Annotated in this window: 12 protein-coding genes; 10 read left to right on the top strand and 2 right to left on the bottom strand. The window is 63.6% G+C overall.

Going from position 1 to position 11,973, the window contains the following annotated elements:
- Window positions 1–18: 18 nt before the first annotated feature.
- Genes rnr through HAP41_RS21760 form a run of 3 tightly spaced genes read left to right on the top strand, consistent with a single transcriptional unit; the run spans window position 19 to window position 3,583 of the window.
- Entirely contained in the window at window positions 19–2,367 is a 2,349-nt protein-coding gene (rnr, locus tag HAP41_RS21770) for a ribonuclease R (RefSeq protein WP_166097100.1), read from the top strand.
- A complete protein-coding gene (locus HAP41_RS21765) occupies window positions 2,361–2,801 on the top strand; it encodes a DUF983 domain-containing protein (RefSeq protein ID WP_166097101.1) in 441 nt (146 codons plus the stop codon). Before rnr ends, HAP41_RS21765 begins: the two co-directional genes overlap by 7 nt.
- Window positions 2,802–2,833: 32 nt before the next feature.
- Window positions 2,834–3,583, top strand: coding sequence for an NUDIX hydrolase (locus HAP41_RS21760; RefSeq protein ID WP_166097102.1), 750 nt, complete (start codon window positions 2,834–2,836; stop codon window positions 3,581–3,583).
- Window positions 3,584–4,017: 434 nt separating this feature from the next.
- Here HAP41_RS21760 and HAP41_RS21755 read toward each other — a convergent pair whose 3' ends face one another.
- Window positions 4,018–4,968, bottom strand: coding sequence for a metallophosphoesterase family protein (locus tag HAP41_RS21755; protein ID WP_224580776.1), 951 nt, complete (start codon window positions 4,966–4,968; stop codon window positions 4,018–4,020).
- 77 nt (window positions 4,969–5,045) lie between these two features.
- Window positions 5,046–5,588, bottom strand: coding sequence for a hypothetical protein (locus HAP41_RS21750; protein WP_166097103.1), 543 nt, complete (start codon window positions 5,586–5,588; stop codon window positions 5,046–5,048).
- A 161-nt stretch (window positions 5,589–5,749) separates the two neighbouring features.
- Between HAP41_RS21750 and HAP41_RS21745 the strand changes: the two genes are divergently transcribed.
- The 7 genes from HAP41_RS21745 to HAP41_RS21715 all read left to right on the top strand — a co-directional run bounded on the left by HAP41_RS21745 (window position 5,750) and on the right by HAP41_RS21715 (window position 11,805).
- Window positions 5,750–6,628 carry an amidohydrolase gene (locus HAP41_RS21745; protein ID WP_224580777.1) on the top strand — a complete coding sequence of 293 codons (879 nt, stop codon included), beginning with the start codon at window positions 5,750–5,752 and terminating at the stop codon, window positions 6,626–6,628.
- Window positions 6,625–7,086 (top strand): zinc-binding metallopeptidase family protein, encoded by a 462-nt coding sequence (locus tag HAP41_RS21740; RefSeq protein ID WP_224580778.1) that lies wholly within the window; start codon window positions 6,625–6,627, stop codon window positions 7,084–7,086. The genes HAP41_RS21745 and HAP41_RS21740 overlap by 4 nt, the downstream gene beginning before the upstream one ends.
- A gap of 207 nt (window positions 7,087–7,293) precedes the next feature.
- A complete protein-coding gene (locus tag HAP41_RS21735) occupies window positions 7,294–8,619 on the top strand; it encodes an LLM class flavin-dependent oxidoreductase (RefSeq protein WP_166097104.1) in 1,326 nt (441 codons plus the stop codon).
- Window positions 8,620–8,826: 207 nt separating this feature from the next.
- Window positions 8,827–8,994, top strand: coding sequence for a 50S ribosomal protein L33 (rpmG, locus tag HAP41_RS21730; protein ID WP_007603295.1), 168 nt, complete (start codon window positions 8,827–8,829; stop codon window positions 8,992–8,994).
- A gap of 895 nt (window positions 8,995–9,889) precedes the next feature.
- Complete coding sequence (locus tag HAP41_RS21725; protein WP_166097105.1) at window positions 9,890–10,204, top strand: hypothetical protein; 315 nt, start codon at window positions 9,890–9,892, stop codon at window positions 10,202–10,204.
- Window positions 10,191–10,517, top strand: coding sequence for a BA14K family protein (locus HAP41_RS21720; protein ID WP_014494689.1), 327 nt, complete (start codon window positions 10,191–10,193; stop codon window positions 10,515–10,517). Before HAP41_RS21725 ends, HAP41_RS21720 begins: the two co-directional genes overlap by 14 nt.
- Window positions 10,518–10,956: 439 nt before the next feature.
- Entirely contained in the window at window positions 10,957–11,805 is an 849-nt protein-coding gene (locus HAP41_RS21715) for an SDR family NAD(P)-dependent oxidoreductase (protein WP_166097106.1), read from the top strand.
- Window positions 11,806–11,973: the final 168 nt, after the last annotated feature.

Raw genomic sequence — 11,973 nt, 5'->3', positions numbered from 1 at the left:
TCAAGAATTAGAGGTTAAGTGAAACGCAAGAATGACCATGGCTTTCCCGACCGGAGCGCCATCGTCGCCTTCATCAAGGCAAATCCCGGAAAGGTCGGGACCCGCGAAATTGCGCGCGAGTTCGGCCTGAAGAACGCCGATCGCATCGAGCTCAAGCGCATGCTGCGCGAGCTCGCCGACGACGGCACCATCAAGAAGAAACGCCACAAGGTCTCCGAGCCGGACAGCCTGCCGTCGACGCTGGTCGCCGACATCACCGGCCGTGACAGTGACGGCGAGCTGATCGCCTCGCCCACCGAATGGGACGAGGTCGAAAGCGGCGAGCCGCCCAAAATCCTCATCGTCATGCCGCGCCGGCCGAAGCCCGGCACCGCCGCCGGTGTCGGCGATCGCACCCTGCTGCGCGTCGAGCGCTCGGACGAGAACGAAGGCCCGGCCTATCGCGGCCACATCATCAAGGTTTTCGACAAGACGAAGAGCCGCATCCTCGGCGTGTTCCGCGAGCTTCCCGAAGGCGGCGGACGGCTGGTCCCGGTCGACAAGAAGTCTGCCGACCGCGAGCTGAACATCGCCGCAGCCGACACGCACGGCGCCCGGGACGGCGACCTCGTCAGTGTCGATATCGTCCGCACCCGCAGCTTTGGGCTGGCCTCGGGCCGGGTCAAGGAGAAGCTCGGCTCGGTCAAGTCGGAGAAGGCGATCAGCCTGATCGCGATCTACGCGCACGACATCCCCCTGCAGTTCCGGCCCGCGGCAGAGCGTGAAGCCGAAGCGGCAGAGCCGGCCAATCTGAAGGGACGTGAAGACTGGCGCGACGTGCCGCTCGTCACCATCGATCCCCCGGATGCGAAGGATCACGACGACGCGGTGCATGCGCAGCCCGATCCTGATCCGAACAACAGAGGCGGCTTCATCGTCGATGTCGCCATTGCCGATGTGAGCTTCTACGTGCGGCCGGGCACCGCGCTCGACCGCGACGCGCTCGATCGCGGCAACTCGGTGTATTTCCCGGACCGCGTCGTGCCGATGCTGCCCGAGCGCATCTCCAACAATCTCTGCTCGCTGGTGCCGGGCGAGCCGCGCGGCGCGCTCGCAGTGCGCATGGTGCTCGGCCCCGACGGGCGCAAGCGCTCGCACAGCTTCCACCGCATCCTGATGCGCTCGGCGGCGAAGCTGAACTATGCGCAGGCGCAAGCCGCGATCGACGGTCGGCCCGACGACACCACCGGCCCCCTGCTCGATCCGATCCTGAGGCCGCTCTATGCCGCCTATGCCTGCGCCAAGCGCGCCCGCGACGAGCGCGATCCGCTCAATCTCGATCTGCCCGAGCGCAAGATCCTCTTGAAGAGCGACGGCACGGTCGATCGCGTCGTCGTGCCTGAACGTCTCGACGCGCACAAGCTGATCGAGGAGTTCATGATCCTCGCCAACGTCGCGGCAGCGGAGATGCTCGAGAAGAAGTCTCTCCCGCTGATCTACCGCGTGCATGACGAGCCGACGCTGGAGAAGGTCCACGCGCTCGCGGAGTTTCTGGAGACGCTGGACGTTCCGTTCGCGAAAGGCGGCGCACTGCGGCCCGCTTTGTTCAACCGCGTGCTGGCGCAGCTCGAAGGCCACGACCACTTCCCGCTGGTGAGCGAGGTCGTGCTGCGCGCCCAGGCCCAGGCCGAATACTCCGCCGAGAATTACGGTCATTTCGGCCTGAACCTGCGCCGCTACGCGCATTTCACCTCGCCGATCCGACGCTATGCCGACCTCGTCGTGCACCGCGCGCTGGTCCGCGCGCTCGGTCTCGGCGAAGGCGCCCTGCCCGACAGCGAGACGCCGGAAAGCCTTGGCGAGGTCGCAGCCCACATCTCGGTGACCGAGCGGCGCGCGATGAAGGCGGAGCGCGAAACCGTCGACCGGCTGATCGCCCATCACCTCGCCGACCGCATCGGCGCGAGCTTCCAGGGCCGCGTCTCCGGCGTCACCCGCGCCGGCCTGTTCGTCAAGCTCGCCGAGACCGGCGCCGACGGCCTGATCCCGATCCGATCCCTTGGCACGGAATATTTCAACTATGACGAGAGCCGGCACGCGCTCGTCGGCACGCGCAGCGGCACCATGCATCAGCTGGGTGACGTCGTTGACGTCCGTCTGATAGAAGCAGCTCCCATCGCAGGCGCGCTGCGCTTCGAGCTGCTGTCGTCGACCGGCGAGACCGCGCCGCGCGGCCGCAGGCCATCCGGTCCGCAACGCCGCCCCTCGTTCAAGGCGCATCCCGGACGCAGTCCGGCGAAGAAACATAAGGCGGCGAAACAGAAGAAGCCCGGCAAGGGCAAGAAAGCCAAAGGGAAAGGCAAGGGCCAGAAGGGCAAGGCATGGTGACGACGAGCACGGCCCCAAAGACCTGGACGCGCGAAACCGGTCTCGTCGAGAAGCGCGACGTCTGGACGGCCATGAAGCGCGGCTTCCGCGGCCGCTGCCCGCGCTGCGGCGAGGGAAAGCTGTTCCGTGCTTTCCTCAAAACCGCGGACAATTGCGCGGTCTGCGGCCTCGACTTCACGCCGCATCGCGCCGACGATCTGCCGGCCTATCTCGTGATCGTCATCGTCGGCCACATCGTGGTGCCCACGATCCTCTGGATCGAGACCAACTACACCACGCCGGTCTGGCTCAGCTTCGCGGCCTATCTGCCCTTCACCTTCGTCGCCTCGCTCGCGCTGCTCCAGCCGGTCAAGGGAGCTGTGGTCGGCTTGCAATGGGCTCTGCGCATGCACGGCTTTGACGACAACCCTCCGGATGGTATTCCGCCGGTCTAAGCAAATAATCAAAAAGCGGTTTGGGTGAGGACATGACGGATACGTCGCAGGGAGCCGAGAAGGCCAAGATCCACGAGGGCAAGGAAGCCGACCACCATCCCTATTTCCGTCCCCGCGATGCTGCGACGCTGATCCTGGTCGATCGCAGCGGCAACATTCCAAAAGTCCTGGTCGGCAAGCGCCACGACAAGGTGGTGTTCATGCCCGGAAAGTTCGTCTTCCCCGGCGGTCGCGTCGACAAGGACGATTACCGCGTGCCGGTCGCCGCCCCCATCACCGCCGAGCTGGAAGCCAATCTCGCCAAGGGCAGCCCGAAGACTCCGGCCTCGCGCGCAAAGTCGCTGGCGATTGCCGCAATCCGCGAGGCCTGCGAAGAGACCGGCCTCTGCCTCGGACGCAAGACCGAGGGGAAAGCAAAACTCGAGGGCGCCTGGAAGCCGTTCGCGGATGCGGGCCTGCTGCCCGATCCCTCCAGCCTGTTCCTGATCGCGCGTGCGATCACTCCGCCCGGCCGCGTCAAGCGCTTCGACACACGCTTCTTCACGGCGGACGCTTCCGCGATCACCCACCGCGTCGAGGGGGTGATCCATGCGGATGCCGAACTGGTCGAGCTGGTCTGGGTCGAACTCGGCTCAAAGCCGCTCGCCGATCTGCACCCGATGACACGCAACGTGCTCAACGAGCTCGACACGCGCCTTGCCACAGGCCCGCTCCGTCACGACGCGCCGGTGCCGTTCTTCCATTTCTACGGCGGCAAGATGCAGAAGGATATTTTGAGCTGATCCAGCCACCGAACTCTCTAGGCTCGTTCACGCGATCAGCAAACTCAGCGCGGCACCTCTGAAGGCGCGGTCTTCGCTGCCACCTTGTCCGTGACCGATCGCCCAGCGCTGCGGCCACACAAGCTGCTCCAACCCTCGCGCCGTCGCGGAGGTGAAGGACGACCAACGCGGGGAGCCGTGATCGCGGTACAAGAGACCGCCGGGGCCCATGTCCGGATAGAGCGTAACGTGAATATCGAAACCCTCGCCCGCCGGAAGATCAGGTCCGAACCAATAGGTTGGGCTTCGTCCCGGCTCACGCCCCACGATGGCTGTCAGGGTTTGCTTCGGTCCCCTGAGACCAAGCCAGAACGGCGCAATCGAACCAGGCGCGAAGGCCGTGAAAATCGTCTGGGCTGATGCGATATCGGTCGCAGCGCTTTGCCCCACAAGCCTCAGCTCGATCCGCCGCCCGCTCTCCACGCATCCGCTGAACGGCGCTTCGGTTTCCCCGAGCGGCAGCTCCCTCCACTGAGCGGGATCAGGATCGCGGAGCGGCCATTCCATCTTCTCCCTGACCGCACCGTGAACATGAGCACCTGATAACGCAGGCCTTCCTCGTCAAGCGCGGCTTGAACGCAATGCAGATACTCGACGCCTTCCGGCATCCTGTGAGCCGTTCCCGCGCCCGCAGTGCAGATCTGCATGACACCGCGATGCGCCTGCACGTCGAAGGCGAGGATGTGGCTGCACAGATAGGCAAGCACGTTTTCGTTCACCAGGATGTCCCAGAACGGGCGAGCATATTCGTGGCCGATCTCGCGCTGATACGTCCCGGTAAAGCCGTTGACGGGAAACACCGGGTGATGGCCAAGGACGAGCTTGTGTCGGGCGTCGCCATGTTCTCTGAGCGTAGCTTCCAGCCAGCCGAGCTCGACATGGCCCTCACCTCCCAGGCCGCTCCAGAGTGTGTTCACGAACACCATCAGGAGGTCGCCGCGCCGCACGAAGTAGGAGAGGCCCGCCTGTCCCGGCGGCCCATTTTTCGGCAGCGCGAGCACCGCACGAAACACCGCCTCGCTCGTCAAATCATAGGTCGTGTGATTGCCGGTTGTGTGCCACATCGGAATGGCCGCACGGTCGAGCCATGCCATTTCCGTATCCAGCCAATAGCGCCACTGCGCGCGGAGCGCGTCCGGATCCGGCGTCAGTCCGATGATTTCATCGCCCGGGAAGAGCACGAATTCAGGCTGCGGCCTCAGGCGTTGAACGACCGCATTGACGGAGGCGAAGGTCTTTTCGTGCAATCCACCCGGCACGCCCGAACAGGAGTCGCCATACAACAGGAATTGGTGGCCCTTGCCGCGCGGTAGAAGCGCGGGAATGGAATTATTCGTTGAGGTCATGGCCTTCCATTGCGGTGTTCGGCCGCGAGGATGGCAATTTCCGCAACGGGTAGCAACAGGTCGTGGCTGGACCTCAATCAGTCCGCATCAGGCTCGGTGCCGACATAGTCGCGCGCCGGCAGCTTGAGGACGCGGCCGATCTCGCTTGCGAGCTTGTCCGCCTCCTCGCGCCTGGTGAAGCTCTGAAGCGTGATCGGCTCGGTGCCTCTATTGCCGCAGAGATTGACGTCGTAGGTCGTCAGATCCGCATCATAGTCGTCGGTGATGCTGACGAAGTGATAGTCGGCGAGATCGCGCTGGCTGCGGATATTGAGCGGGCCGAACTGCCTGGTGATGACGATCTGGCGCAGCGTCTCGTTGAGCACGACGAAAGTGCGGTACGTCAGCAGGATCATTCCGGGGATGCCGACGAGCAGTCCCAACCCCGTGAACACCAGCACCGGCACGAGATCATCGGCGAGCCGGCCGAAGCCGGAAAAATCCTGGCGCAGGCCGAGGCCGACATTCCACAAGAGATAACCGCTCGCGGCCAGCAGCGGCAGCGACAGCAGCCGGCCGACCCAGGGCATGGACCGGTCGATGCGAACGGTGCCGCCGTCCACGGTCATTGCGCCTGCCATGTCGGGTCTCCTCACGAGGTCATGGCTTGGTCGAAGCGAGAGGCGGATTGGTTCGAAGAGACGCCCCGATGCGCCGGTGCCGTTCTTCCATTTCTATCGCGGCAAGATGCGACGAGATGTGCTAGGTGAGGGAATGGGCGCTTAAACGACTGGAGAATCGGATGACGCGGTTCGTAAGGCCTCTGCTCGCTTCCGTGGCGTTGTGCGGCCTGCTCTCGCCGCCCGCCCATGCGGAGCTCGACGTCGCCAGATTGAAGCAAACGATCGAGGCCTCCTTCGAGAGCGAATACCCGAAGCTCGACGCGCTCTACAAGGACATCCACGCCCATCCCGAGGTTGCCTACCAGGAAGTGAAGACCGCGGCGAAACTCGCCGCCGAGATGCGTGCGATTGGCTTTGAGGTCACCGAGCACGTCGGAAAGACCGGCCTTGTTGCCATCTACAGGAACGGCGACGGTCCCACCATCATGGTTCGCACCGAGCTCGACGCACTGCCGATGGAGGAGAAGACCGGCCTGCCCTATGCCAGCCGCGACAAGCAGATCTGGCAGGGCCGCGAGACATTCGTCGCCCATAGCTGCGGCCATGACATCCACATGGCGAGCTGGGTCGGCACAGCGAAGACCCTGGTCGGCATAAAGGACCAGTGGCACGGTACGTTGATGTTCATCGCGCAGCCCGCCGAGGAAGAGGTCACGGGCGCAAAGGCGATGATCGACGATGGCCTGTTCACCCGCTTTCCGAAGCCCGACGCGGGTTTTGCCCTGCACGACGGCAGTGGAGCCTACGGCTCCGTGACCTATAGGGTCGGGGTCGGATCGTCGAACGTTGACGGTCTCTTCATCAGATTCGTTGGCCGCGGGGGCCATGGCGCGATACCGCAGGCGACCATCGATCCCGTGATGATGGCATCCCGCTTCGTCGTCGATGTGCAGAGCGTGATCAGCCGCAAAAGGACCCGACCGAATTCGGCCTCGTCACTATCGGCGCGATCCACGCCGGCACCGCCGGCAACATCATTCCCGACGAGGCCAGGGTGATCGGCACGATCCGCAGCTTCAAGCCGCAGGTGCGCGCCAGGATGCTGGCTGGGATCGAGCGGACGGCGAAGGCGGTGGCGGCGATGGCGGATGCGCCGGCGCCCGAAATCCATCTCGACGAGGGGACCAAGGCGGTGATGAACGATGCCGCTGTCGTCGGCCAGGCCGAGCGGGTGCTGAAAGTGGCCTTCGGCGACAAGTTCAACGTCAGCCCGGCAAACACGACCAGCGAGGACTATTCAGAATATGTCAACGCCGGCGTGCCTTCGATGTTCTTCAACATCGGCGTCTATGAGCCCGACCGCGTCGCCGCCGCGCGTAACGGCAGCGGCCCGCCGCTTCCCGGCAACCACTCGCCGCAATTCGCCCCGGTGCCGAAACCGACCATCCGGACCGGCGTCACCGCGATGACGCTCGCCGTGCTGAGCGCCTTCGATCAAAGGGCGCGGGGGCAGTAGCTTCCTCGCATCAGTGTCTGCGGCTTGATCGTCTTCTCAGATGCGCAATTGCGCATCTGAGCTCACCGCTCCGCGCGGCGCCCCGGAATGACGCGAACATGCTGAGAGTCGATCAAAAAACAAAATAATCTTCCCGCCTCCCCCGATGGCGGAGTTCCCAGGCGTCCCTATGTCTTCCCCAACGACACCCAGAACGGATACGGGGCGATGGCACAACGGCAACTCAAGCTTGGCGCGTTCATGCGGCCGATCAGCATCCACACCGGCGCCTGGCGCTATCCGGGGGCCTGGCCGGACGCCAATTTCAACTTCAGCCATATCAAGACGCTGATCCAGAAGCTCGAGGCCGGCAGGTTCGACGCCTTCTTCATGGCCGATCACCTCGCCGTGCTGAACATGCCGGTCAACGCGCTCAAGCGCAGCCACACCGTGACCTCGTTCGAGCCGTTCACGCTGCTGTCGGCGCTGTCCGCCGTCACCGAGCGCATCGGCCTGATCGCGACGGGCTCGACGACGTTTGACGAGCCCTACCACGTGGCACGGCGCTTCGCCTCGCTCGACCATCTCAGCGGCGGGCGCGCGGGCTGGAACATCGTCACCACCTCAAATCCGGACGCGGCGCTCAATTTCGGCCTCGACGACCACATGGAGCATGCCGAGCGCTACAAGCGCGCCCGCGAGTTCTACGACGTGGTCACGGGCCTCTGGGATTCCTTCGCCGACGACGCCTTCGTGCGCGACGTCGAAAGCGGCGTGTTCGTCGATCCCGCGAAGATGCACGTGCTCGACCACAACGGCAAATATCTGAAGGTGCGCGGCCCCCTCAACATCGCGCGGCCGGTGCAGGGCTGGCCGGTGATCGTGCAGGCCGGCGCATCGGAGGACGGCAGGCAGCTTGCGGCGGAGACGGCGGAAGCCGTGTTCACCGGCGGCGGCCCCCTCGCCGACGGCCAGAAACTCTATGCCGACATCAAGGGCCGCATGGAGAAGATCGGCCGCGATCCCGAACATCTGAAGATTCTTCCCGGCGCCTTCGTCGTGGTCGGCGACAGCGTCGATGAGGCCAAGGAGAAGCGCGCGCTACTCGACAGCCGCGTGCATTACGACAGCGCCATCGCCTCGCTCTCGGTCATCCTCGGCACGGACGCCTCGGGCTTCGATCCGGACGGGCAACTGCCGGAAATTCCGGAGACCAACGCCAGCAAGAGCGGCCGCCAGCGCATGGTCGACCTCGCCAGGCGCGACAAGCTCACCGTGCGCCAGCTCGCCCAGCGCGTCGGCGGCTATGGCGGGCTGTCCTTCGTCGGCACCGCCAAGACCATCGCCAACCAGATGGAGGAATGGCTGGTCGGGCGCGGCTCCGACGGCTTCAACATCATGTTCCCGTTCCTGCCCGCCGGCCTCGACGATTTCGTCGACAAGGTGGTGCCGGAGCTGCAGCGGCGCGGGATTTTCCGCAAGGAGTATGAAGGGGCCACTTTGAGGGAGAATCTGGGCCTGCCGCGGCCGAAAAACCGGTTCTTCGAGGCGTAATGGGACCGTTTTGGGTGGTTTTCCGCCCTAGAGCCCCGTTCGGGGCTCTAGGTTGTTGTTTTTGACGCGTTTTCTTGACGCGAACCGGTGCCCACTTCGCTCGAAAACGCTTCGAAACCTTGACATCAGGCGGTTTCTGGCTAGGTTGCCGGCCAACGCGGGCCGTTTGGCCGGCTCCAGATTCCCTTCATTCCTGAGGTTCTGAACATGGCCAAAGCGGTCACCATCAAGGTCAAGCTCGTGTCCTCGGCTGACACCGGCTTCTACTACGTCGCCAAGAAGAATTCGCGCACCATGACCGACAAGCTGGTCAAGAAGAAGTACGATCCGGTCGCGCGCAAGCACGTCGAATTCCGCGAAGCCAAGATCAAGTAAGAAGATCAAGTAAGATCACGGAATAAGCTACGGACTTTTGACGGGGCCTCACGGCCCCGTTTTTATTTGTGCCCTCTCCTGTCGGGGCACGAGACCGAAGTTGACGCGCTGCTCCTTCTCCACGCCGTCGTTGCGGGGAGCTCTTGCGACGGAGCAAGCCAGAGCCGTTCCGCCGAGGGCCACGCTTTGTGGATGGCGAGTTTATAGGCAGATGCCACCTCAACCCTCGGTTGCCCAATCCGAAATGTATGTTACCGTGCATTTACCGGGGCGGCATCTCCGTCCCGAATTTGGGAAGGACATGCTCATGAAGTTCTCGTCAAGCTTTGTCGTGCCCTCAGCCGTCGCTGTCTTATCAACTGCCTTGCTGTGCGCCCCGGCAGCGTCGCAAATCCCGACTGGGTCCGCCGCCACGATTCCCCCTGTCACGGTCGACGCGCCGAAACAGGTGGCAAAGCCTCACGTGTCGGAGCGGGGAGCAAACACAACGGCGCCGCGTCGGACTGCGTCAACCGCTCGAACGTCAACCGCGAGCACGCCTTCGTATGCGCCGGGCTCGGTGATGGGGAGGATTGCCAGCCTGGAGAAAGTCGCCAGCAGCTGCAACGGTGGCTGTGCATCAAGCTTCCCAAGCGGCAAAGATCCCTGGGTCGGATGCAGCGAGTCGGGCGGCGGTACGAACTATGGACCTTTCTCGCCAACGTGCCGAGACACCATCACCCATACATCCTACGAGGGTTGCGTTGAAACCAAGGTGTTCCTGGGCGAAAACCGAAACAAGGCCCACTGGTTTTGCAGCAGCCTGCAGGCCGGCAACAGGTTTAAAGTCGCCGAACTCAAGCGATCAGGACGTCGCTAGTTCATACCGCCCGCTGGCTTTCTGTTTCAGTTGAACTTGGACCCGATCGGCCAGCGCTGGCCGCAGCTAGCCCAGCGTCGCCCGCCGGTCGCGCGCAAGCGCACCGTCGAGGTGACGCTGCGCTGCGCCCGGGGCACGAGAGCAAAGACAGGCGCGCTGCTGGCGGCGGTGGCCCATTCTTTTGCGTTCCACAAGCAAACGATTCTTTCTGCATTTGAACGACGAGATCGCGTCAGGTCGCGCGCATGGGATCAAGCGAGCTTGTTCAGCGCAGATGTCGATCCAACTCCTCTCGCACCGGCAGCACGATTGCACCGGGCAATGATGGAGATGGACCATGACTGGACTTAAAATTCTCGCTGCCGTGGCTTTGTTGTCGGGCCTGACCGCAAGCGCCGCCTACGCGCAATCCGGCTTTGCGAGCAGCCATCCCGATACGTACGAGGCCGAGAACCCCAATCGCAACCTGAACGGCACGCTGACGCCGGCCGGTCGGCTGGGCCTCGAGTTGCCGGATGGCGCAGCTCCTGCGCAAGGCGCGGACAGCGCCATGGCTCGCGCGGATGGCACTGCTTCACGTTCCTGCGCGGAGCGTTATCGATCCTACGATCCGGCAACGGGCACCTACCTCGGGTGGGACGGCAACCGCCATATCTGCAGGTAATGCAAAGCCGCAAGTCACCGGATCAAGTGGACGTCCGAACGGATGGCCAGATGACCCGGTTGGATTCGAGGCGCCGTCGAGATGGCGTCTCGAACTTTCCCATGACACCTTACGCGTCACGGCCAACGTGTGACTCTCCTCGGGTCCTCATGCTCGTCGTTCTGCCGGAGACGCCTCGGGTGCCGACGCTTGTGACAGCGCGCCCCCGAAGCGCCGCGTTGCGTCCAAGGCACGAGCGCAGACGTAGATGTATGCTCCTGAATTGTCGCGCCCGCTATGCGCATGGAAGACGACGTTGACACCTGGTTGCCCATGTCAACGATGGACCACGAACGGACATCCGGCACGCTTCTCAATCCCTCGAAAACGCGGTCATATGGCGTCCGGGCAGACTTGGCGTTTTGGCGCGAGGGTGTCCGCTTGCACGGGGAGAACGCGCGTGAAGGAACTCGCTGGAAAGACTGTGTTCGTGACCGGTGCAGCGTCAGGCATTGGACTGGGGATCGCGACCGCCTTCGCCCAAGCGGGGGCGAAGGTCATGCTTTGCGACATTGAAGAAGCGGCTCTGTCCGCAGCGCTCGAGCAACTGAGGCTCACCAACGTCGATGTCGACGGCGTGAAAGCGGACGTTTCACTCAAAGCCGAACTCGTGGCGGCCGCCGAAGCCACGACTGCCCGCTATGGCAAGGTGCATATCCTCGTCAACAACGCGGGCGTCGGCGCCCGTGGGCCTTATGGCGCCTGGACCGAGGCGTCGTGGAACTGGACCATGGGCGTCAACCTGATGGCGACCATTTGGGGGATCGAGATTTTCGGGCCGTTGATCGAGCAGCATGGTGAGGGTGGACACATCGTCTCCACAGCCTCGATCGCTGGCCTCATTTCAGGGGAGAGCAATGCATACAACGTCTCCAAGTATGGCGTTGTCGCGCTGTCCGAGGGCCTCCGGCGTGAACTCGCGCCCCGAGGGATTGGCGTATCGGTGCTGTGTCCAGGGATCATCCGCACTCAAATCATGGACTCAAGACGCAATCTCCCCAAGCGCTTCGAGGGGGCGCTCCCTGCCTTGCCGACTTCGGGCCCACGTGCCGAGTGGATCAATATGCTCCGGGAACGCATCTCTCAGGGCATAGAACCCAACTATGTCGGTGAACTCGTCCGCGAAGGCGTCGAAAAGGACTTGCCGTATATCTTCACCGACCTCGAATTCGAGCCGATGATCGAAGCGCGCTTCGCCGCAATCAAGCAAGGCTTTGACCACATCCGCGGGCGCACCCCGAAACGTTGAGCGCGCAGCCCTTCCACCAGCCTTAGCGGCTAACACGAATATTCGGATAGGGCTGAAACCGGCTTCAAAGCCGTTGCGCAGTGGACCGCCAATGTCTCAGTTGGATCAAAATGCGAAGAACTCAGAGTGAGCAAAGTCAGTCCGCTCTACCTCACCAGGCGGACCTCA

It is taken from the genome of Bradyrhizobium barranii subsp. apii (genome assembly GCF_011516635.5).
Lineage (GTDB): Bacteria > Pseudomonadota > Alphaproteobacteria > Rhizobiales > Xanthobacteraceae > Bradyrhizobium > Bradyrhizobium barranii.
The sequence above is the reverse complement of the archived record's forward strand: the minus strand, read 5'-3'. Positions and strand labels throughout refer to the sequence as shown.